Origin of the sequence: Pedobacter nanyangensis, assembly GCF_003313505.1 — a bacterium.
Taxonomy (GTDB): domain Bacteria; phylum Bacteroidota; class Bacteroidia; order Sphingobacteriales; family Sphingobacteriaceae; genus Pedobacter; species Pedobacter nanyangensis.
In genome coordinates, this window is record NZ_QMHO01000003.1 from 120382 (window position 1) to 141963 (window position 21582).

Below are 21582 nucleotides of genomic sequence, written 5' to 3' on the forward strand. Positions count from 1 at the left end.
GACCAGCAGGGCGCTATATCAATCCCTTTCTCTTTAACATAATATAGTCTGTAAGAGGTACGGCATAGCCCGCCTGTTTCAACATTTTAGCCAATTGTCCGCGGTGGTAGGTGCCATGGTTGCAAACGTGCATTAAAATTTCGCCAACCGTACTGCTAAATACCTCACCAGCGGAGTTGGAATAATTAACAATTTCTTCTGGAGGTTTTGTGGCGGCAATATCTTCGAGCAAGGCCAAATTGGCGGCATAAATAGCTTCAAAATCCTCAGGAGGGAATACCTCCCAAACGGCATAGGTTGGTTGCTCGGTCAACATTCGCTTTGCCCAAATGTGCTGTGCACTTAATATATGGCTTAACAAGGTGTTGGCATCAGGAATGGAAAAACCTGTATCGGCCAAAGCCTTCATCATGATTTCGTCGGCCTTTTTCGTATATTTAATAAATTCCTTAATATCCATGTACTAAGCTAGTTTCACTCTGGGATCAATCCAGGCGTACAACAAATCAACCAAAATATTTACCACCACAAAAACAAATGCAATAAATAAAATAGATCCCATTACTACGGGGAAATCAGACATTTCCAAGGCATATACCGTAGTACGCCCCAAACCGTTATAGCCAAAAATATATTCTACAAAAAACGATCCGGCCAACAACGATGCGAACCAACCTGAAATGGCGGTAATTACAGGATTTAGTGCATTTTTGAGGGCATGTTTATAGATAATCGTTTTACGAGAAAGGCCCTTTGCCCTAGCCGTTCGGATATAATCCTGGGAAAGTACATCCAACATGGCGCTACGGGTAAGTTGCACAATAATAGCCAAAGGACGAAGCCCCAGGGTAATCATAGGCAGCCATAAATTCCTCAACGTAATAATCTCGCCCTTAAACGGATCGTAACTGTATAAACTTCCGCTCATGTTCAGTCCCGTATAATCAGACAATACAAAACCGAACAGCCAGGCAATAATGATTCCTGCGAAAAAGGCCGGAGCCGAAATTCCCAAAATGGCGAACATATTAGCCGCTTTATCTATCCAGGTTCCTTTATAAACTGCCGATAGCACCCCTAAAAATACGCCAATAATGGTTGCAAATATCATGGCCGTTAATGCCAGCACAAAGGTATTGGGCACGGTTTCCGATAAAATGGTGGTTACATCTCTTTTGGTTTGGTATGATCGGCGCAGATATGGTTTTTTAAGCACCAAAGCATTATCCCCTATTTTAAGTAACTTGAGGTAATGATATTTCTGTTGGCTCTCTGCAGTGTTGGGATGAACGCTAATGGGCGACAAATCGTTTACGTACAGCAAAAATTGCTCAGGTTTCGACTTATCTAATCCAAACTCTTTGCGTACTGCCTCCAATGACTGTACATCTGAACGCTGTCCCATGGTCATACGGGCTGGGTCACCGGGCAAAATATTGAACAGTACAAAAACCACTGCAACTACGCCAGCCATTACGGCCAATCCGTACAACAACTTTCGGAGTGTGTAAAGACCCATTATTTACTGAAATATTTTTCGGTGAACTGATCAAACGAAGGTAATGAATGGTAGTGCCATTTGTTGACAATGGTGCCGTTTTTAAGCAAAAGCACTCCAGGGTTGGCCCTTACCATACTTTTCAGGGGCACACCATCGGCATAAAAAACCTCCATAAATAATTTCATACGCTTACTGAATTTTTCGGCATCACGTGCCGAGCTGGAAGTAAGCAATACGGTTCTGATATTAAACTGCTCGGCAGCATTTAAAGCCAACGCATTGATATTAGCCATGGCATTTTCGCTGGTTTCGTTCAAATTATAAGCCACTACTACCAAGCTGTAGTAAGGATTTTCTACAATTTCCTTGGTATAATCGGTCCCCGAGGCGTCGGTAATGAGCAGGTCCTTGATCTTCACATCGTAGCCTTTTTTTATCAGCTTACGCGATGGCGAGCCGGTTACTTCCCAATGGTCATCTTTCCAAACTTCCTTGCTCATATATTCCTTGTCGCTCATGGTTTGAGTCTCGCCCGTTTTTTTGTTCTTCAAATCGTACATGATGAGATATTCATCTACTGGTGCGCCCTCAGGGATTTTCATGTTCTCGGGAATATTCGAACCTACTTTGTAAGGAAGAAAATCAATAATAGGCAAATAGTTATAAGTGAAAGTTCCAAACAATAGCGAAGCTGTAAAAACTGCCGCAAACAGCGCACTTTGAAGGCCCGGCTTTTCGGTAATGGGTTTGATCCATTCTTTTTTGATGTACAGGTAAATGATCAACAGCAGTAAAACCACATCTTTGCTGAACGATTGCCAAGGCGTTAACGGAATAGCGTCGCCAAAACAACCACAGGAAGTTACTACCTTAAAGGCCGCCGAAACAAAAGTGAGAAAAGTGAAAAAGATAATGGTGGCCAATAAACCCTTTACCACCAAGTTCCTGAAGATTCCCAACAGCAATAGCGCACCAAACACAATTTCCAGTACACACAGCAAAATGGCTATGCCTGTTGCCCAGCCATCGAGAAAGCTCATATGGAAAACCGCGAAATATTCCTGAAGCTTATAACCAAAGCCAATAGGATCGTTCGCTTTAATTAATCCCGAAAAGACAAACAGAATCCCAACAAACCATTTCGAAAAATTAAAAAGTGCTTTGTTCATATACTTTGTTTTACCGTTAGGTGAATGGGCAATTTGTACTAAGCTATTCCCAATTTAATTAATGCAAACACCGCATAGTTCAACATATCCTGATAATTAGCTTTAATCCCTTCTGAAGCGAGTGTTTGCCCATCATTATCTTCTATTTGCTTCACCCTCAATATCTTCATCAAAATCAAATCGGTTAAGGAACTGATACGCATATCACGCCAAGCTTCGCCGTAATCGTGGTTTTTATCGAACATCAAATCCTTCGTTTCTTTTACACGTTGGTCGTAATAGGCTTCCACAACTTCTACACCCAGCTCATTTGGTTCGTTTTCCCCAAGTTCCAATTGCAAAATGGCCATCACGCAATAGTTAATGATCCCGATGTACTCCGAAGAAATGTCCTCTCCTACTTTAGAAACCTTTTTTTCTTCCAGCGTTCTAATCCGTTGTGCCTTGATAAATATCTGGTCGGTAATGGAAGCAGGGCGCAGAATACGCCAAGCCGTGCCATAATCTTTGGTTTTTTTAATAAACAGCGATTTGCAAACCGCAATCACCTGGTCGAATTCTAAAGAAGTATTTGATGCCAAAACAATTAAAATATTTAAGGTTTAGCCAATAAAACGGCTATTTTTGTTTTTTGTAAACTGATGGCTAAAGATACATTTTTAAACCGAAAACAAACGCTAAACTGTAAGGGCAAACTTGTTGACATTAGCAAGCCCTCGGTCATGGCAATTCTTAACCTCACCCCTGATTCGTTTTACCAGAATAGTCGTGCAAAGAATATTGATGATGTATTGAGCCGGGTTGAGCACTTTCTAAAGGCCGGCGCAAAGTTCATCGATTTAGGTGCTTATTCTTCTCGGCCGGGAGCCGCTGAGGTAAGTGAAGAAGAAGAATTGGAACGAATGGTTCCCGCCGTCAAAGCCATCAACCAATCATATCCAGAGGTGCTGTTATCTGTGGATACTTTTAGGGCTAAGGTGGCGGAAGAAAGTGTTTATGCTGGCGCACATTTGATCAATGACATCGCCGCGGGCAACCTGGACGAAAAAATGTTCGAAACGGTGGCCAAGCTGCAAGTGCCCTACATCATGATGCACATGAAAGGTACGCCGCAAAATATGCAAGATAGCCCCGCTTACGAAAATGTAACCAAGGAGGTTTTCGCCTACTTCAGTGAAAAAATCAAAATGTTGCAGAGCCTTGGCGTGAAAGACATTATTCTGGACCCTGGATTTGGGTTTGCCAAAACGCTAGACCACAACTATCAGCTATTGCACGAAATGGAACTGCTCAATTTCTTTGAACTGCCATTACTGGTGGGCTTTTCCAGAAAATCGATGATCACGAAAGTCCTTGGTATAAAAACAGAAGAAGCTTTGAACGGCACCACCGTACTCAATACGGCTGCTTTGCTCAAAGGCGCTCATATTTTGAGGGTTCATGATGTAAAAGAAGCCGTGGAATGTGTGGAATTGGTTAATAGGATTAGTTCACTGGCTCATTAGTTCATTGGGATTAATCTTTTGCTCGACCAACTGTTTCAACTAACCTCTAGTTACTGGTACCTAAAAATAAAACATTAAGAAAGGAAGAGTTAACCTAAATAGCTATCTTGTACAACAATGAAAAACCTTGATTTCGATTTCCTTAAAATTACCTGGATTGACGCCATAGATGTGGTATTGGTAGCCATTATCATCTATTACATCTATAGTCTTATACGCAACACTTTAGCCGTAAACCTTATACTGGGTATGGTGATTATTGTATTGGTGTACTATATTGTAAAGGGCCTGCACATGGAATTGCTGGAAGCCATTATCAATAAGTTCATGAGTGTGGGAATTTTGGCGTTGGTGATTATTTTTCAACCAGAGATCAGACGTTTCCTGTTGCACATTGGCAAAACTACTTTCCTACAAAAGAACAAGGCCTGGTGGGGCTACTTATTTGGCAGCAAGAACATTGAACGTGATAACCTTTTAAGGATAAAACCGATTATTGACGCCTGTAAAAGCATGAAAAAATCACGCACAGGAGCACTAATGGTATTTGTAAAGTATTATGATGATGAGTTTTTCACGAACAGTTGCGAAATCATCGACAGCAAAATCTCTAAGCGTTTGTTAGAAAGTATATTCCAAAAACACAGTCCTTTACATGACGGCGCCGTGGTAATTTCAGAAAATAAAATCAAGAGTGCCAGCTGTATCCTGCCTCTTACCGATAACAACAAACTTCCTGCACAATTTGGATTGAGGCACCGGGCTGGAATTGGTGTTTCTGAATCCACAGATGCCGTTGCAGTAATCATTTCAGAAGAAACCGGAGAGATAGCCTATGCCAAACAAGGGCGTGTACGGATGAATGTTTCTTTTGGCGAACTGGAAAAACTACTTAATAAAGATTTTTAAGAGGAGTAAAGAGCAAGGAATAAAGAGCAAAGAGCAAAGAATAAAGACTAAGAGCTTAAAGCCAAGATTGCATTCAAATAAAAAGGAGCAAAGATTAAAGAGTGATCTCTAATTTTTGCTCCTTTATTTTTCTATCTATGAACTAGCAGTATTGCTCAAATGCACCAATTAGGTTTTCGGCAATCATTTGTGCAGGTCGGCCTTCAATTTGATGACGTTCAATGATGTGAACTAATTTACCATCTTTAAACAATGCCATCGAAGGCGAAGATGGAGGGAAAGGTGCCATATATGATCTTGCTTGATCTACCGCATCTTTTTCCATGCCGGCAAAAACAGTTACCAATCTATCTGGATGTTTTGCATTGGCCGCAGCCAATTTAGCTGCAGGACGAGCATTGGCAGCCGCACAACCACAAACAGAGTTTACCACTACAAATACGGTTCCTTCGCTCTTAATTGCAGCATCAACCTCTTCGGGAGTGGTTAGCTCATTAAAACCAACATTGGTTAACTCGGCACGCATTGGCGCTACTAAATATTCTGGATACATATCTATTTTTTAAATGTGGCTACAAAAATAATCATTTTGTCTATCATTCTATGACTTTGGCTGCTTGGCAATTAAGTTTAACATTCAAATGATGTTTATCAATCCCATCAATTGCCATTTCCCACGGTCAAGTCCTATTGCAATTCCTTCAGCATCTGCCTAATTGCCTCTTCATCGGTAAGTGTACTAAAGCCAAAGAAAATGGCGAAAAGTACACAAAGCAATAATATAATCCCACTTAAAATTAAACCGATAATGGCGCAAACCCGGCCCGCATTTAAATTTTTGTAGGAACTTAGGGTGTAATAGCTCATGTTGGCCAAATAGTTTTGCTTGTCTTTTCTGCTTAAAATTAACGCAACTATACCCAATACTAATCCAACTACACCGTAAAAACAGCAACAGGTCACAATTGATAAAATACCTAATACCAAAACAATGGTAGCGTTGGGCAAAGCCATCTGCATACCACCAAATCCCCCGCCGTACGGAGGAAAAGGGTTATTGGGGTTAGGCCGATTAAAACCTTGAGAACCTTGTGGATTTTGTTGCCATTGTGGGTTCTGCGGATTCTGTGAATTTTCTTGATTTGGTTGGCTATTTGGCCCTTGGCCTTCTTGTTCCTCTGACATCGCTTTTTAGAATAATTGGTGATGATAAATCTTATAAAGATAATTGGTTACAATGATAACGGTAGCAAAGATATACATCCCCTTGATGAGGAACGCACCGTTTTTAAAATCAAATTTTAAATGTAAAATGGTAAAAATGAACAAGGCTAAAATGGGCAGCGTGGCTGGATAAAACTTAAAAGACATCCAAACGTCGCCCTTCAACAGCGCCACAAATGACCTTTGAAGACCGCAGCCAGGGCAGTCAATGCCGGTGAAGGTTTTAAAAGGACAGGAAAGCAGATGTTTTTCGAGCCAGTGGGTCACTCCACTGCCCTCGCCAACTAGCAACAAAAAAAATACGACTGGCATACCTTTCATTTAGCTGCTAAAATATTAAATTGCCTGCTAATTACACCTATGCCGTTTATTAAATTATTTGGATTATTTTTCTATATAAATATTGGAAATGATGAAACGTTTGATCTTACCTGCATTAGCTCTTTTAGTGTTTAATGCCAATGCCCAAAAACCCGAAGATACTGAAGTTTATAAACCGGTACCTCCAAAGGTTAGCACTGGTGCCCATTTTGCAGATGCTCCTTCTGATGCCCTTATTCTTTTTGACGGCAAAAACCTGGACCAATGGGTTTCAGTAAAAGACAATAGCAAGCCTGCGTTATGGACCGTTGCAAACGGCGCATTTACGGTGAAAAAAGGGACCGGCAATATCCAAACCAAGAAATCATTTTTAAACTACCAGTTGCATTTGGAATGGAAAATTCCTGCCAACATTACCGGCAAAGGCCAGGGAAGAGGCAATAGTGGTTTATTTTTAGCTTCTACCGGCGGCGGTGACGATGGTTATGAACTACAAATTTTGGACAACTACAACAATGATACCTACGTAAACGGACAAGCGGGCAGTATTTACAAGCAGTTTGCACCTTTAGCCAATGCCAATAAAAAACCGGGCGAGTGGCAAACTTATGATGTGATTTGGACCGCTCCTACTTTTAAAACCGATGGTTCCTTAAACACACCTGCAAGGGTAACCGTATTTTTTAACGGCGTGTTAGTGCAAAACAATACCACGCTTACTGGACCTACGCAATACATCGGTGCTCCTTCCTATAAAAAAGCACACGGTGCATGCCCTATTAAGTTACAAGACCATGGAGACCCGAGCGAACCGATTAGTTTTAGAAATATCTGGATAAGGGAGTTGTAGAACATTTCGATTTAATAAAGATCGCGTAGTTGATATTCAGCTGCGCTGTTTTGTTTTATCACCTTAAAACAAGCCCAAAATCCGCTGCGTTACATGCCTTTAAAAGTTTCCACTTATGGTTAACCACTTACAAAAGCCAATCTTTTGTATTTTGCTTTCACAACCATATCTCGTAACTTTGCTACTCAAATTTTAAACAAAAACAATATGTCATCAGTAGAGACAACTTACGTACCTTACAAAGTTAAGGACATTTCACTGGCGGAATGGGGCCGCAAAGAGATCGAATTGGCAGAGGCAGAAATGCCCGGCTTAATGTCATTAAGAAAAGAATTTGGTCCAACAAAACCCCTAAAAGGTGCTAGAATTGCAGGATGTTTGCACATGACCATCCAAACTGCAGTTTTAATTGAAACTTTAGTAGAACTTGGAGCTGAGGTAACTTGGTCTTCATGTAACATCTTCTCAACCCAAGATCACGCTGCTGCTGCTATTGCCGCTGCTGGCATTCAGGTATATGCTTGGAAAGGCTTAAGCGAAGAGGAATTTGATTGGTGTATTGAGCAAACTTTGCACTTCGGTCCTGAGCGTCAACCATTGAACATGATTTTAGATGACGGTGGTGACTTGACCAACATGGTATTTGATAAATATCCTGAGTTAATTGCTGGAATCAAAGGTTTATCAGAAGAAACGACTACCGGTGTTCACCGCTTATATGAGCGTATGAAAAACGGTACTTTGCACTTGCCTGCCATTAACGTGAACGATTCAGTAACTAAATCAAAATTCGATAACAAATACGGATGTCGTGAGTCATTGGTAGATGCGATCCGTCGTGCTACCGACGTCATGATGGCTGGTAAAGTAGCAGTTGTTGCGGGTTACGGCGACGTAGGTAAAGGTTCTGCGGCTTCGTTAAGCTCACAAGGTGTACGTGTAATTGTAACCGAAATTGACCCAATTTGTGCTTTACAAGCGGCAATGGAAGGTTATGAGGTGAAAAAATTCGCTAACGCAGTTAAAGAAGCGGACATTGTAGTAACCACTACGGGTAACTGCGATATCGTTCGTGGCGAGCACTTCAAAGCGATGAAAGACAAAGCAATTGTTTGTAACATTGGTCACTTTGATAACGAAATTGACATGGCTTGGTTAAACAAAAACTATGGCCACACTAAGGTTGAAATCAAACCTCAGGTTGATAAATATACCATCGACGGTAAAGATGTCATTGTATTGGCGGAAGGTCGTTTGGTAAACCTAGGTTGCGCAACTGGTCACCCGAGTTTTGTAATGAGTAACTCCTTCACTAACCAAACTTTGGCTCAATTGGAACTTTGGACTAACAGAGATGCTTACGAAAATAAAGTTTATGTGTTACCTAAGCATTTAGATGAAAAAGTAGCTCGTTTACACTTAGAAAAAATCGGTGTAGAATTAGATGTACTTGATCCTCACCAAGCAGAGTATATTGGTGTAGCGGTTGAAGGTCCATTTAAACCTGAAGCTTACAGATACTAATCTTAAGGTTTTTAATATGATAAAAGGGATGGTGTTTAAAATACCATCCCTTTTTTATTTTACTTGAAAATATGGACTAAGCTCCTATAAATACATCTACTTCGGCATTGGTCCAATCAAAACTTTTAGCGCTATAGATTTCAAAATCATATTGGTAATTTCTTGGATAATCGGTTTGCCAAATCTCCCGCCAAACATTGGCCACGCAGTCGGGCATTTTACCTTTGGCTACATAATGCACATATTCCTGTTCGGGAATTTGTAAGGCTTCCAAGCCTTCTGGCACTATCGCGTCAGCGCTTACTTTACAACCAATAAAATAGGCAAAAGGCTGTGTGTGGTCACCGTCATAATCATAGTAAACGGCATAGCAATCATCAGCTATTTTATCATTGATTTGATGGAAGATTTTTTCTTGCTCGAAGGTTTGCCACAGTTGGCCACAATCTATACCTGATTGACCGTTGGCGTTGTAGGTTTTGCGGCCTAAACTGATACCAATTAACCTAAATTCGGGGATGTTTGTTTTGTTCATAACCATGATTTAGCGGGCACCAAATTACGAAAAACATTTAGGAGGATTGCCAGCCGTCGATGGTTGATTTTATGCGATTAGTCGTTAGATATCTCCCAGCTATACTGTTGTTGAGATGACGCTAAAAAGAACGGACTGTATACGGTTAAAAGACTTACGAAGTTTTCGAAACTTCGTAAGTCTAAAGCGAAAAATCTTATTTCAGTTCAAAAGAAGATTTCAGCTTGATATCATTTGAGGCTGTACCTACCATCACCTTAAATTCGCCAGGTTCGGTAATCCATCCTTTTTCCTCCTGATAAAAAGCTAGTTTTTCTGGACTAAGCTCAAAACTGATTTCTTTGCTTTCTCCTGGCTTTAGTTTCACTTTCGCAAAATCCTTCAACTCTTTTACAGGTCTTACTACGGAAGCAAAGGTGTCTTGGATATAAAGTTGGGCTACTTCTTCTCCTTCTACCTTACCCGTATTGGTTAAGGTGAAACTAACTTTTACACGTTCCTTTTGGTTAATGGCGGTACTAGATAATTTCAGATTGCTATAGCTAAAAGTAGTATAGCTCAACCCATGACCAAAGGCATATTGAGGATCATTTGGCACATCGATATAGGCAGATTTGTAGCGGATATCACCCGATTTGGTTACTGGTCGGCCTGTATTGTAGTGGTTATAGAAAATTGGAATCTGTCCTACATTTCTCGGAAAGCTGATTGGCAATTTACCTGAAGGATTGTAGTCGCCAAACAATACATCGGCAATGGCGTTACCTCCCTGATCGCCCAACAACCAAGCATATACTACGGCGTCAGCTTGTGCTGCAATGGCATTGAATACCAAGGGACGACCTGCCATTAGCACCACAATAACAGGCTTTCCAGTAGCTTTAACGGCTTTAAACAATTCCTCTTGTTTGCCTGGCAAAGCAATATCACTCCGAGATTTTGCTTCTCCACTAAAATCCCAGGTTTCACCAAGAACCATCACTACGGCATCTGCATTTTTCGCTGCATTTACGGCCTCAGCAAACCCGTTGGTTAAGGTATCTTTAACCGTTGTCCCTTGTGCGTAAGTAAGCTTCGCACCTTTAATTTTCTGTTGAACGCCTTCGTGAACACTCACCATATTGGCCGTATCAATATATACCGTCCAGTTTCCAGCCTGATCTCTTTTGGCATTTACCAAAGGACCAATGAGTGCCAAATTTTTAATGGATTTGCTCAGTGGCAACGTGTTGTTATTGTTCTTTAACAATACAATTGATTTTTGTGCGGCGGCCAATGCAACGGCTTTGTATTTCGGATCATTCATCACCTTTTGCTCTCTCTTTTCATCAGAGAAACGATAAGGGTTATCAAACAAGCCCAATTCAAATTTTTTGTATAAAATCCTTTTTACCGCATCGTCAATGTATTTTTCCGCTACTTTTCCACTTTTTACCAACTTCTCCAATTCTTTTTTGTAGGCTTCGCTTTCCATATCCATATCGCTACCTGCCACAATTGCTTTCTCTGAAGCTTCGTTTAAGTTTTTAGCAAAGCCCCAAGGAATCATTTCGCCAATAGAACCCCAATCGCTTACAACAAATCCTTTGTAGTTCCATTTTCCTTTAAGGATATCACGTTGCAAATAAGCGTTTCCGGTAGCCGGAATGCCATTTAGCGTATTGAAAGAATTCATAAAAGTAGCTACTCCAGCATCAGCCGCTGCTTTAAATGGAGGCAAATAAATTTCGTGCAATTGCTGCTTGCTTAAGTCTACCGGGTTATAATCTCTTCCGGCCATTGAAGCGCCGTAAGCTGCAAAGTGCTTAGCACAGGCCATAATTCTGTCCAACGCTCCTAACTTCTCTCCCTGAAAACCAAGCACCCTCGCTTTGGCAATCTGCGAACCTAAATAAGGATCTTCTCCAGCGCCTTCCATCACTCGTCCCCAACGTGGATCGCGGGCAATATCCACCATGGGTGCAAAGGTCCAGTGAATACCCGAAGCCGCCGACTCTTCCGCGGCCACTTCTGCCGATCGTCTGATGATTGACAAATCCCAAGAAGCCGACTCCGCCAAGGGAATTGGAAATACGGTTTTATAGCCATGTATCACATCTAAACTAAACAACAAAGGAATTTTTAAGCGAGATTGTAAGGCGATCGCTTGTATCTCCTTGGTGTCCTTTACTCCTTTTACATTTAGCATGGAACCTACCATGCCGTTTTTGATATCGTTTAGCAAATAATTCTTCCTGTCGCTGGCTGGCCCAGTTACTTCCCTGCCCGAGTATTGGTTCAGTTGTCCAATTTTTTCCGTCAGGGTCATTAGTTTCATAACCGAGTCGACTCTTTGTTCGATGGATTTCCGCTGCGCAAATGTTTGAGTGGCTACTGCTGCACTCAATAAAAGTGTAAGGCTTAAAAATTTATTCATTTGTTGTTTTAAGTTTTATGGTGTTAACTGCAAATTAAGTCCGTCTCTAAAGTTCCAAAAATTTTGTTTCTTTTGGTAAGTGATGTCAAATAAAGTTGCTTCAGCATTCAATCCCCAAGCCGAATCGGCGTCACCAATGTTCCATAAAGTGATGCCCCATCTTTGGTTTACAGGTACAATTTCCTGGTAGGCTTTGGCCACGTTATAATACAATGATTTTTGTAGGTTTCTGCGATTGGTCAAATCAGCTGCTGGCACTGAAGTTTCGTTAGGCCCCAACAGGGAAATATCCAGTTCGGCGATATGCACCAACAAGCCTGTTTCTTTCATTTTCTGTATGGCAGCTCTTATACTCGTTAAAGGGGTATTATATCTGATGTGCATTTGCAAACCTACGCCGTTAATGATGGGGTCGCCGCCCTCGGTCATAGGTTTTAATTGCATCACTTTATTATAAATGGCATTGAGCTTAGCGGTAGAATACTCATGACCATAATCGTTATAAAACAATTTCAGTTTCCAGTTTTGGTTGGCCCTTGCCGCTAATCTGGCATATCTAAATGCTTTTTCGATATAAATTTCGCCCATGTATCTTTTCCAAATACTGCCAATGTCATTGCCTTGGCTATCTAAGTTTAAATTCCCTCTTAGGGTTCCGTCATCGTAATAAGCTTCATTCACTACATCCCACGATTTTAATAGCGGTAGTAAAGGATTTCCACCTTTATAATATTGGCTGTAAAAACCTACGGTTTTATCTATATGTCTTTTCATAATGGCGTTGAGGGTATCAGCCCTTGCCGCTACAGGTGTGTTGCTCTCTACATTGGTTACCCATTGCGGCAATGCCCTATGCCAAACCAAAGCATGGCCATGTATCCGCTTTTCGCCATGGTCTTTTGCTAGGTTGGGGATCTTTTCGTTCTTCTCCTCTATGCCATTGCCTTGTATGCCAAAATCCCATACAAATTTTGAGGGGTTTAGGCTGTTCATCTTCATATCATTCTCGGCCGTAATGCTATTGTATTGCTCTTTTGCCAAATCTTTGTAGGCTGCCACACCAAACTTATTGGAGTTTACCGCCGCTCCAACAATGATGTCGGGGTTTACCTCCTGCAATATGGTACTTACGGCAGCAGTTGTACTCATGGCCATTGTTTTTTCGGGAGATAGATGGGCTGTTTCCAATGCTTTCTCTTGTTTTTTACAGGCACTAAGCATGCTGCCCAGCACCAGTACGGTGATAGTTACTTTGTTCATGATTTATATTTGGTTAAGGTTAACTAAGTAAAGGCTATCCAAAAAATCCTTTTAGAAACTTGTTAGATAGCCTTTTGAGAGTGTGTGAGGGCGTATTAGAACAGCCTAGAGCGCATAAAGCTTTTTACGCATCTCAGAGGCATGAGAAAGCGAGCTATAAAACCGTCTTTTTAGCTAACTGGCCTTCGCTGGTAATTAAACTAATGATGGCTAGGCCTTTGGATAGTTTTCCCAACGGCATCATCACTTTGTTGTACCCTTTTTCTAACTGCGCTGATTGACTGTAGGCGATTTTACCATTCACATCAGCCAAGGCGATTTTCCCGTTCTGTGCTTTTGCGGAATAGATATGCAGTTCAATGTTCTCTCCGTATTTTACAATATCGAAATCTGTTTTAGGTACAGGAATAGCAGCGCTTACGGGTCCAAAATGTGCTTTATCACCATTAAAATCAACTTGTTCTAATTGATAATAGTTGGTACCTGGCAGTGGTTTTTCATCGATAAAGCTATAGTTGGATGCGCCTTTGGCACTTACCTGATGTATTTTTTTGAAATTACTGGCGGTTGAAGAACGTACAATATTGTAATGGGAAGCATTAATTTCACTAACCGTGGCCCAGTTTAAGCGGATAGTACCATTTTTTTCGTTGGCATTAAATGTGGTAAGCGTTACGGGCAATACATTGGTGCCTGGAGCCATGGTTACACCACGAAAAGTAGTGTTGGCAGGTGCCGTAGCCAGTTCTGTTAAACTTCCTGAAATTGCGGCTACACTCCCTTCGGTAGCTACCGTAAAGTTATCGCTATAGGTGTATAACTTCGAATTATTCCCACCTACGGTGCCATAACTGGTTAGGTATAATTTCACGCCTGTGGTGCTGCTGTAAACCGCCGTAATGCTTCTGGTATTGGCAGGAACGGCAATGCTTCCGAACGACACCCAATCCGTACCAGCGGCATTAGACCTATATTTCTTTAAAGTAGGTGCACCATCAGCATCATCAATGATATAAACTAAGGTTCTGTTATTGGCCGTTTTGATGGCCGCTACTTGATGCGCTTTTGTCAATGGTGGGGCTCCGGGAACATTTGGCGTAGTAGCAAAGTTTACCGAAGTGGTGGGCAACGGCGAATTGGGAATACTGGTTAACGCATTTGGCGCAAACAACTTAATGCCGTTGTTGGAAGCTGAAAAATAGGTATCGGCAATGGTCAATACACGTGGGGCCTCCAAGCCTGTTGATACTCGGGTAGAGGCCACCGTGGTACCCAATGTTTTATACCTTACGCCGTTTTGATAACCGTTGAAGTAAACCGAAGTTCCTTCTACCACTGCCGAACGTGGCGTACCAATGGCATCTATTACTAAGGTATTTGCGGTCCAGGTGCCTGCAGCGTTTAACGTACCAATCACAAATTCGCCCGTTTGCGCCGGGTTGTAACCTATGATGGACATGGTGGCACCATCTTTGGAAAGTACCGGATAACCTTCGTTTTCAAATGAATTGGACGCAGTTAATCCCAAGCCTTCAAAGCCGTAGTTACCTCCCGCCGCAGCTCTTGGAATGGTATAGGTTCTCACAAAACCTCCAGAGGGAGTGTACTCATCCACGAAAACGGCCACACGATTGCCACTGGTTATTGCAGTTCCGTCACCATAACGGTAAACGGCCAAATTGCCTGCCGCAAATTGGGCCCAAGCACTTAAGGTACTAAAGGCTGTGAAAATAATGGTAAGTAGTTTTCTTTTCATACGCTATATTGGTTATTTAGTTAATTAGGAATTAGTACTAGTGGTTAGGGATGAGTTGATTGAATTTGATAATTGGTTAATTCGATGATTGATTATAGTTGCGTATTTACGTTGGTTTTGTTGTTCGCTAATTATCACATTACCTGATCATCTCATTAGCTAATTCCTTATTTAGTTTTCGTTTTTAATGTCCAACCTAGGCCGATTTCAAAATCGCCACCCGTGAAGGAGCGTATGGCCGATGGGCCGATGCTGTATATCCCGCTGATGTTGAATTGATCGTACTTAAAGCCTAAGCCAACCGTAGCATTATTCGTGCTATGATACAAGCCAAAGAGACTGAACTTTTGCTGATAGGTTAATCCAAATCCACCTTCTACAATATTATCCATGCCTTTAATACCGCGATAAACCACTTTGGGTTCTACGGTAAAATCTTTACCTGCAGGTATTTTGTAAGAAGCCGCGGTGAAAAAGGTAGCGTAGTTAATCCCCTCCACAAAGTTCGGATCGGTATTTAATTGGTTGTGCAGATTAAGCCAGGTTGCTTGTACATTCCATTTTTCATCTGTAAAGGCAACTCCAAAATCACCATCCAGTCTGTAACCCCTGTCATTGAAACGGTTCACTACGGGATCATAATTTTCTGCAGTGATATCGTTCCTATTGATTGATTCTCTGGCTACGCCAACAGATACCCCAAAATGCAACTTTCCTGTATTGCTTACAGGTAAGTGATAGGCATAGGTACCCATAACACGGGTGTAATTGATCAAACCACTTTTGGAAAGATCGACATTTAAACCTACCGCAGCTCGATCTGAATACGCAAATTCGCCCGTAAACATTTGATAGATTGGCGCATTGGGTACTTCGTTAAATTGCTTACGGAACAACAGGTTAAGATTAATTTTTTCTGTAGCTCCGGCCATGGCGGGATTGCCCAAGTACTGGTTGTAGAAATACATATTTCCCATTGGACTGAGTTGAGCGAAGGCAGTATTGAGATTGACTAGCCCGAAGAGTACAAACAGGTATTTGATATTCATTTTTACTTTCATTCGAGTAATTTTAATTTTTGCTAAATCCTCCTTTTATCATCAATGGGTTTAGCTTTTTTCTTTCTGACTTTTACCTTTTTACTTATTGGGATTAATTGTTCATCATGGTTAGCGCACCTTTCTTTTTAGGCAATCCGGCGCCAAAATCAATGATGTAGTAATAGGTATCTTCTTTTAAAGACGAACCTGCCACCTTACCATCCCAGTCATTTTGGTAGCCCTTTTTGGTAAAGATTACCCGGCCTGTTTTATCAAATACTTTCACTACGCTTTCTGGATACATATCGATGTTTTTGATGATCCAGAAATCGTTAACCCCATCGCCATTTGGCGAAACCAGATTGGCAGCGGTAACGATGTTGTAATTATCATTCACGTTTAAAGTAAATTCAGCTACGCTGGCACAGGCGCCTTCATTTTGCACGGTCACTTTGTAAGTAGTATTTACTTGGGGTCTTACCGTAATGCTTGCCATATTGGTTACGCCAATGATGCTGCCATTACTTTCCCATTGATAAGTGCTGCCACCTGTTGCGGTAAGTCTAACGGTAGTCCCCTTATCTACATTAGCGCCTTTATCTGAGCTGATGGCCGCAGTTGGATATTCGAAAATCTTCAATTTAAAAGTCTCGACATAGGTGTCAATCCCTCCGTTAGCTGTACCGCCATTGTCTTTTAAGGTCACGGTAATTTGAGGTTCACCTGTGGCATTGGCATTTAATCGGTACCTTATTTCCCCATTTCCGCCAGCCAATAGGTTAATTTGTAGGCTTTGAAACAAGGTTGCTTGGTTGGAACTAATTGTTGCTGTTAACGTCTGTGCAGTTTCGGGACCTGGGGTAATGCCTGTTAGCGGAATAACCTGTTCATCGGTACCTACACAAATAAACTTATCGCCAATAGTGGTCAAAGTTGGCGCTTCGTTCACATCGTTGATCGTGATGGTAAAAGTTTCTTCATAAATAAAATTTGAAGCTGAAGTTGCCCTTACCCTTATTTGATAAGTAGATTGTGCTTCGTAATCCAGTTTAATGCTATTTTGCAGCTTATCTCCCGCAATCATAAATTTTGCATTGTCTGTATCCCCATTTCCAGCTACCAGCGTATAAACTACATTTGCGGTATTGGCTGGCAACACCGAAAAGGTTCCCACCAATGTTCCTGGGTCTTGATTTTCATACACCGTAACAGTGCTCAAGTTAAGATCGGTGATTATTCCGGCACCAAGTTCGGCCTTGGCAGGATTGGTATAAATGGTACGGGTACTTCCTTCAACACCTCGAACTCGATAATAATAAGTTGAGCCTGCCGTAATGGTATTATCGACATATTGAATGGCATTTGCCGCAGTGGTAGTTAACAAACTGAAATTAGTCCCATCGGTTGAGCGCTCAATTTCATAACCACTTTCGGTGGTTGAATTATCGATCCATTTTAACCGTACTTCTGTTAAGGAAATTACGTTGGCTTCCAATGCCGATGGCGCTTTACGATAACCAGGGGCTAAGGTTACTCCCCTAAAAGAAGTATTGGCTGGGGCTGTAGCAATAAGTGTTGGTGTTCCCGTTAATTGTTTGGTATCGTCATTATTATCGTTAAAATCATCATTTAACAAATACAATTGCGAGTTTTGTGTACCAGGCGTTCCCAAGGTGGTGAAATAAAGCTTCACCCCGTTGGCGTCAAATTTTGCCGCCAAGTTTTTGGTATAGGCTGGCACAGTTACACTTCCTAAGGATAGCCAATCGGTACCGCTCGCATTGGTACGGTATTTTCTGATCACTGGTGCTGTACTTGTAGCATTCCCATCATCAATAAGATAGACGATGGTACGCCCGTAAGCCTTGATGGCAACGGCATGGTGTACATTGAATGGTCTAGCGGTAGAAGGAAAATTAGGTGTCGTAGCAAAATTGACCGAAGTGGTAGGCAACGGAGAGGCATTAGCTAACACTGGTTGCGAACTACCACCTATGGGTGCAAATAAGCGCAGCCCATCATTGGCCCCAAAAATGGTTTCGGCAATAGATAATACCCGGGGTGCGGCCTGCCCTGTCGAAACCCTCACCCCAGCATTGGTAGTACCCAGGGTTTTATACCACACCCCATTTTGATAACCATTATAGTAAACGGCTGTTCCTTCGGCTACTGCGGAACGTGGTGCGCCAATATCATCTACAACAAGGGTATTGGCATTGATGGTGCCCGCACCGTTAATGGTAGCAATAACAAAATTATTGGCGATGCTAGGATGGCGACCAATGATGGATAGGATTTCGCCATCACGGGATAAGGTTGGAAAACCTTCTGTTTCATAAGCTCCTCCAGCGGTTAAGCCCAAACCTTCCAAACCGTAATTGCTTCCAATAGCCGTTCTTGAAACGGCAATGGTACGCACCTTCTCACCTGTTGAGGGGTTATATTCGTCAATAAATACGGGAACCCTACCGCCGTTTACCAAGGGGCTACCGTCGCCAAAGCGATACACCACAATGTTATCGGAAGTAAATTGTGCAAAGGCCGTACTACTGATGACAGCCAAAGCACCTATGATTAAGAGTATGGTTTTCTTCATATCGTTTTACTTTACGCCATCCAAAATGCCTTGATAGGCTGCTTTTCTCTTGTAATTGTCGTCAAAAGGCAGTGGCCAATCAGGTCTATTGTAATCGCCCCTGATCCAGGTATCGGCATCACCCACATTCCAGGTAGTGATACCAAACTGTTGGTTTTTAGGGATGGCATTGTAGGTACGTACAATGTATTCGTATTTCGCTTTTTGCTGCTCGGCTAAACCTGCGCTATAAGTTAAATCTTGAATGTTATCGGGATTCATGGCAATGTCCAACTCAGCGATATGCACTTTTAAACCTGTAGCGGCGGCGGTATTAATCGCTGCCGCGATGTTGGCATTTGATTGCGTATAACGGGTGTGCATTTGCATCCCGATCCCGTGGATGGGCACTCCCTTTTGTTGCAGGCCAGTCACAAGATTTAAGATCGCCGTACGTTTGGTTGGCCCAAACTCATGACCATAATCGTTATAGAATAGCAAGGCATCTGGATCAGCTTGGTGGGCGTAGATAAAGCTTTTATCAATGTATTCAGGGCCTAATTTTTGCAACCAAATGCAATCTCTCAACGTACCATTTTCTGCTACAGCTTCATTGACTACATCCCATGAAGTTACCTTACCTTTATAACGTGTTACGACGGTTTGGATATGGTCTTTCAATAATTTATCCCAGGCCGCAGCATCACCTTGATAATTCAACACCCAATTTGGCGGGTTTTTGTACCAGATCAGCGTATGACCATGAACTCGCTTGCCGTTTTGTTGCGCAAAATCAACCAAATAATCTGCCTCTGTCCAGGTGTAGGTATTTTCTGAAGGATGCAATTGGGCAAACTTCATGGCATTTTCTGCCGTAAGGCTATTAAATTCCTTGATCACCACGTCACGATAAGCTGCTTTTGATCGTAACAGGCTATTGTTTACTGCCGCACCAAATTTAAAAGGCAGTGCTTTTTGCAAGGTTACACTTTCATCAACGGGAATGGTGAGTTCTGGCGATGGAAATACAGGGTCGTCCTGTCCTTTTAAGCAACCTCCGAAAATCAATCCGAGTGCCAATAATAATATGCTATGCATTTTCATCTTTTTTTAGTGTTTAGGATTAAGACTTAGATGATGACTGTCAACATCTGATCTTAGTCTCTGTAATTGCTTTATTTATATTTTGCTTCCGTTTGATCGTAAAATTCTTTCAGTACCCAAAATGCTTTCTTTTTCTTTCCAGTTTCGGAGATCAGTCCTTTTCTATTCCAAAAATCCTGGAAAAAAGGATGTTGCCTGCGAGGGGAACGGAAATCGGTTAAAATCCAAGGGGTCATGCCACGTAAACCACTCATGGTATTCATAAAAGGAATTTGATATTTGTACAATGATTCCTGAAACTCTTCGGTCCAACGGGTGTCTTCATCCCCATGGTATCCTGCCAGGGCATCTCCTCCTACTTCGGTAATGATTACCGGTTTGTTATACTTGATTTTGAACTTATACTTTGGTAGTTCTTTTGGCAGTTCCCAGTACCAACCACCATATTGATTGAAGCTTACCAAATCTAGTTTTTCTCCTAACGGATCGTCTACAATCACGTCGTAACCTTTGCGGTGTACTTCCAATGCAGCACCTACCAAGCGGGTATTGTCCAGCTCACGTACTTTATCGGCCAGTTTGCTCATGAACTTAAAGCGTGGTTCGCTCAATGGTGTTTCGTTACCTATCGACCAAATAATTACCGCCGCTCTGTTTTTATCGCGTTCAATTAAATCGGTTAATTGTTGCTGCGCATTGTTATAAGTGTCCTGATTTTCCCAAGAGATGGTCCAATACACAGGTACCTCGGCCCAAACCAATAGTCCCATTTCGTCGGCCAAACGGTTCATTTCTTCGTTATGCGGATAGTGGGCCAATCTCACATAGTTACAGTTAAGTTCCTTTGCCCATTGCAACATCATGCGCATATCTCCTTGTCCACGAAGTCTTCCTGGAATCAGTGGATTTTCATCGTGCATAGATATGCCACGTAAAAAAATTGATTTCCCATTCAACAAAATGTCCTGTCCACGGGTTTCGATGGTTCTAAAACCGATTTTCTCGGCTACTTTATCGGTCGCTGAACTGATCAGCACTTCATATAGCTTTGGATTTTCGGGACTCCACAGGCTTAATTTCTTTACAGGGATGCTTACTTTGGCTACGCCACTGGCGTCGGTCTTTACCGTAGTTTTCAATCCAGCTTCTGGAATGCTTACTTCTACCGATTGTTCTGCCGAAGCTTCGCTCAATTTTACGAAACCTTCAATTTGCTTGGCATTTGAACGAGCCAGTTGAATTTTATAATCTTGGATGTAATTGCCAGGTAATTCTGCCAAAAGCACATCGCGGGTAATGCCGCCATAGTTCCACCAATCGGTATTTACGGTTGGGATCTCGTCCTGCTTGCGGGTGTTATCCACTTTTACCACTACAAAATTTTCGCCTTGTTTCAGTTTATCGCTTACTTCAAATTGAAATGGAGTAAAACCGCCTTTATGCGTGCCTAGCTTTTTGCCATTTAGATAAACGTGGGCTTCGTAATTTACCGCACCAAAGTAAAGGATGTATTTTTTCCCTGCCTGTGGATTAGCTTGGAACTTGTTCCTTAACCAAATGGTTCCTTCATAAAGCTCCAGTTTTTCAACTTGCGAATTCCAATCGCCGGGTACCTTTAAGGTTGGCGATAAATCAAAATTATATTCGATCAGTTCGGATTTGTTAACCTGTTTCCGATCATCGTAAAAACCGCCCTTTCCAGATTTTGATTGGTCAAATGGCTCGTGTCTGTAATCGTAGTAACCCATTTCATAAGGGTCGATGATATAGTTCCACCTGCCATTTAAGCTCAAATGTTTACGGCCAAAAATATTTTGCACCAACTGGGCATTGGCCGATAAAAAAGTAACGGAAAGTAATAGGAGTAATAAGTATTGTGTACGCTTAATCATA

At 41.8% G+C, this 21582-nt stretch carries 19 protein-coding genes; 4 read left to right on the forward strand and 15 right to left on the reverse strand.

The window, feature by feature from the left end; translation table 11 throughout:
* Nucleotides 1–13 precede the first annotated feature (13 nt).
* From DUT71_RS06530 to DUT71_RS06545, 4 genes are read right to left on the reverse strand one after another with little or no spacing between them, the layout of a single operon-like run.
* Nucleotides 14–460, reverse strand: a complete 447-nt coding sequence (locus tag DUT71_RS06530) for a DinB family protein (RefSeq protein WP_113661738.1) — start codon at nt 458–460, stop codon at nt 14–16.
* 3 nt (nt 461–463) lie between these two features.
* The gene (locus DUT71_RS06535; protein WP_113661739.1) at nt 464–1519 is read right to left on the reverse strand and encodes an ABC transporter permease; all 1056 of its coding nucleotides are present in this window, start codon (nt 1517–1519) and stop codon (nt 464–466) included.
* On the reverse strand, nt 1519–2670 hold the full coding sequence (locus tag DUT71_RS06540) for a BT_3928 family protein (RefSeq protein ID WP_113661740.1): 1152 nt from the start codon (nt 2668–2670) through the stop codon (nt 1519–1521). Before DUT71_RS06540 ends, DUT71_RS06535 begins: the two co-directional genes overlap by 1 nt.
* 38 nt (nt 2671–2708) lie before the next feature.
* Nucleotides 2709–3251: a DUF1599 domain-containing protein gene (locus tag DUT71_RS06545; protein WP_113661741.1), complete on the reverse strand. Its 543-nt coding sequence runs from the start codon at nt 3249–3251 to the stop codon at nt 2709–2711.
* 60 nt (nt 3252–3311) lie between these two features.
* On the opposite strand from DUT71_RS06545, the gene folP reads away from it, so the two are divergent.
* Both folP and cdaA read left to right on the forward strand, forming a co-directional pair.
* Complete coding sequence (gene folP / locus DUT71_RS06550; RefSeq protein WP_113661742.1) at nt 3312–4175, forward strand: dihydropteroate synthase; 864 nt, start codon at nt 3312–3314, stop codon at nt 4173–4175.
* A 117-nt stretch (nt 4176–4292) separates the two neighbouring features.
* Nucleotides 4293–5084: a diadenylate cyclase CdaA gene (cdaA, locus tag DUT71_RS06555; RefSeq protein ID WP_113661743.1), complete on the forward strand. Its 792-nt coding sequence runs from the start codon at nt 4293–4295 to the stop codon at nt 5082–5084.
* 142 nt (nt 5085–5226) lie between these two features.
* On the opposite strand, the gene DUT71_RS06560 is transcribed toward cdaA, so the two are convergent.
* The 3 genes from DUT71_RS06560 to DUT71_RS06570 form a co-directional block, all read right to left on the reverse strand.
* On the reverse strand, nt 5227–5637 hold the full coding sequence (locus DUT71_RS06560; protein WP_113661744.1) for a BrxA/BrxB family bacilliredoxin: 411 nt from the start codon (nt 5635–5637) through the stop codon (nt 5227–5229).
* Between the two features lie 134 nt (nt 5638–5771).
* Complete coding sequence (locus tag DUT71_RS06565; protein WP_205313871.1) at nt 5772–6269, reverse strand: CCC motif membrane protein; 498 nt, start codon at nt 6267–6269, stop codon at nt 5772–5774.
* 6 nt (nt 6270–6275) lie between these two features.
* Nucleotides 6276–6620 (reverse strand): DUF2752 domain-containing protein, encoded by a 345-nt coding sequence (locus DUT71_RS06570; protein WP_205313873.1) that lies wholly within the window; start codon nt 6618–6620, stop codon nt 6276–6278.
* Nucleotides 6621–6717: 97 nt separating this feature from the next.
* Here DUT71_RS06570 and DUT71_RS06575 point away from each other — a divergent pair, with 97 nt between their 5' ends.
* Entirely contained in the window at nt 6718–7479 is a 762-nt protein-coding gene (locus DUT71_RS06575; RefSeq protein WP_113661746.1) for a 3-keto-disaccharide hydrolase, read from the forward strand.
* A gap of 207 nt (nt 7480–7686) precedes the next feature.
* On the forward strand, nt 7687–9003 hold the full coding sequence (ahcY, locus tag DUT71_RS06580; RefSeq protein WP_113661747.1) for an adenosylhomocysteinase: 1317 nt from the start codon (nt 7687–7689) through the stop codon (nt 9001–9003).
* 76 nt (nt 9004–9079) lie between these two features.
* Here ahcY and DUT71_RS06585 read toward each other — a convergent pair whose 3' ends face one another.
* The 8 genes from DUT71_RS06585 to DUT71_RS06620 all read right to left on the reverse strand — a co-directional run bounded on the left by DUT71_RS06585 (nt 9080) and on the right by DUT71_RS06620 (nt 21581).
* Nucleotides 9080–9538, reverse strand: coding sequence for a GyrI-like domain-containing protein (locus DUT71_RS06585; RefSeq protein WP_205313874.1), 459 nt, complete (start codon nt 9536–9538; stop codon nt 9080–9082).
* 196 nt (nt 9539–9734) lie between these two features.
* A complete protein-coding gene (locus DUT71_RS06590; RefSeq protein WP_113661749.1) occupies nt 9735–11954 on the reverse strand; it encodes a glycoside hydrolase family 3 N-terminal domain-containing protein in 2220 nt (739 codons plus the stop codon).
* Between the two features lie 15 nt (nt 11955–11969).
* Nucleotides 11970–13214 (reverse strand): endo-1,4-beta-xylanase, encoded by a 1245-nt coding sequence (locus DUT71_RS06595; RefSeq protein ID WP_113661750.1) that lies wholly within the window; start codon nt 13212–13214, stop codon nt 11970–11972.
* Between the two features lie 154 nt (nt 13215–13368).
* The gene (locus tag DUT71_RS06600; protein WP_113661751.1) at nt 13369–14970 is read right to left on the reverse strand and encodes a hypothetical protein; all 1602 of its coding nucleotides are present in this window, start codon (nt 14968–14970) and stop codon (nt 13369–13371) included.
* Nucleotides 14971–15137: 167 nt separating this feature from the next.
* Entirely contained in the window at nt 15138–16031 is an 894-nt protein-coding gene (locus DUT71_RS06605; protein WP_113661752.1) for a PorP/SprF family type IX secretion system membrane protein, read from the reverse strand.
* Nucleotides 16032–16122: 91 nt separating this feature from the next.
* Nucleotides 16123–18606, reverse strand: a complete 2484-nt coding sequence (locus tag DUT71_RS06610) for a T9SS type B sorting domain-containing protein (protein ID WP_113661753.1) — start codon at nt 18604–18606, stop codon at nt 16123–16125.
* A 6-nt stretch (nt 18607–18612) separates the two neighbouring features.
* Nucleotides 18613–19689 (reverse strand): endo-1,4-beta-xylanase, encoded by a 1077-nt coding sequence (locus DUT71_RS06615; RefSeq protein ID WP_113661754.1) that lies wholly within the window; start codon nt 19687–19689, stop codon nt 18613–18615.
* 71 nt (nt 19690–19760) lie between these two features.
* Nucleotides 19761–21581: a glycoside hydrolase family 2 protein gene (locus DUT71_RS06620; protein WP_113661755.1), complete on the reverse strand. Its 1821-nt coding sequence runs from the start codon at nt 21579–21581 to the stop codon at nt 19761–19763.
* Between the last annotated feature and the right edge of the window lies 1 nt (nt 21582).

Coding starts and splice junctions, on each gene's coding strand:
- DUT71_RS06590 (WP_113661749.1), bottom strand. CDS start 11,954: ATGAATAAATTTTTAAGCCTTACACTTTTATTGAGTGCAGCAGTAGCC.
- DUT71_RS06620 (WP_113661755.1), bottom strand. CDS start 21,581: ATGATTAAGCGTACACAATACTTATTACTCCTATTACTTTCCGTTACT.
- DUT71_RS06605 (WP_113661752.1), bottom strand. CDS start 16,031: ATGAAAGTAAAAATGAATATCAAATACCTGTTTGTACTCTTCGGGCTA.
- DUT71_RS06585 (WP_205313874.1), bottom strand. CDS start 9,538: ATGAACAAAACAAACATCCCCGAATTTAGGTTAATTGGTATCAGTTTA.
- DUT71_RS06610 (WP_113661753.1), bottom strand. CDS start 18,606: ATGAAGAAAACCATACTCTTAATCATAGGTGCTTTGGCTGTCATCAGT.
- DUT71_RS06535 (WP_113661739.1), bottom strand. CDS start 1,519: ATGGGTCTTTACACACTCCGAAAGTTGTTGTACGGATTGGCCGTAATG.
- DUT71_RS06530 (WP_113661738.1), bottom strand. CDS start 460: ATGGATATTAAGGAATTTATTAAATATACGAAAAAGGCCGACGAAATC.
- ahcY (WP_113661747.1), top strand. CDS start 7,687: ATGTCATCAGTAGAGACAACTTACGTACCTTACAAAGTTAAGGACATT.
- folP (WP_113661742.1), top strand. CDS start 3,312: ATGGCTAAAGATACATTTTTAAACCGAAAACAAACGCTAAACTGTAAG.
- DUT71_RS06540 (WP_113661740.1), bottom strand. CDS start 2,670: ATGAACAAAGCACTTTTTAATTTTTCGAAATGGTTTGTTGGGATTCTG.
- DUT71_RS06570 (WP_205313873.1), bottom strand. CDS start 6,620: ATGCCAGTCGTATTTTTTTTGTTGCTAGTTGGCGAGGGCAGTGGAGTG.
- DUT71_RS06600 (WP_113661751.1), bottom strand. CDS start 14,970: ATGAAAAGAAAACTACTTACCATTATTTTCACAGCCTTTAGTACCTTA.
- DUT71_RS06575 (WP_113661746.1), top strand. CDS start 6,718: ATGATGAAACGTTTGATCTTACCTGCATTAGCTCTTTTAGTGTTTAAT.
- DUT71_RS06595 (WP_113661750.1), bottom strand. CDS start 13,214: ATGAACAAAGTAACTATCACCGTACTGGTGCTGGGCAGCATGCTTAGT.
- DUT71_RS06565 (WP_205313871.1), bottom strand. CDS start 6,269: ATGTCAGAGGAACAAGAAGGCCAAGGGCCAAATAGCCAACCAAATCAA.
- DUT71_RS06560 (WP_113661744.1), bottom strand. CDS start 5,637: ATGTATCCAGAATATTTAGTAGCGCCAATGCGTGCCGAGTTAACCAAT.
- cdaA (WP_113661743.1), top strand. CDS start 4,293: ATGAAAAACCTTGATTTCGATTTCCTTAAAATTACCTGGATTGACGCC.
- DUT71_RS06615 (WP_113661754.1), bottom strand. CDS start 19,689: ATGAAAATGCATAGCATATTATTATTGGCACTCGGATTGATTTTCGGA.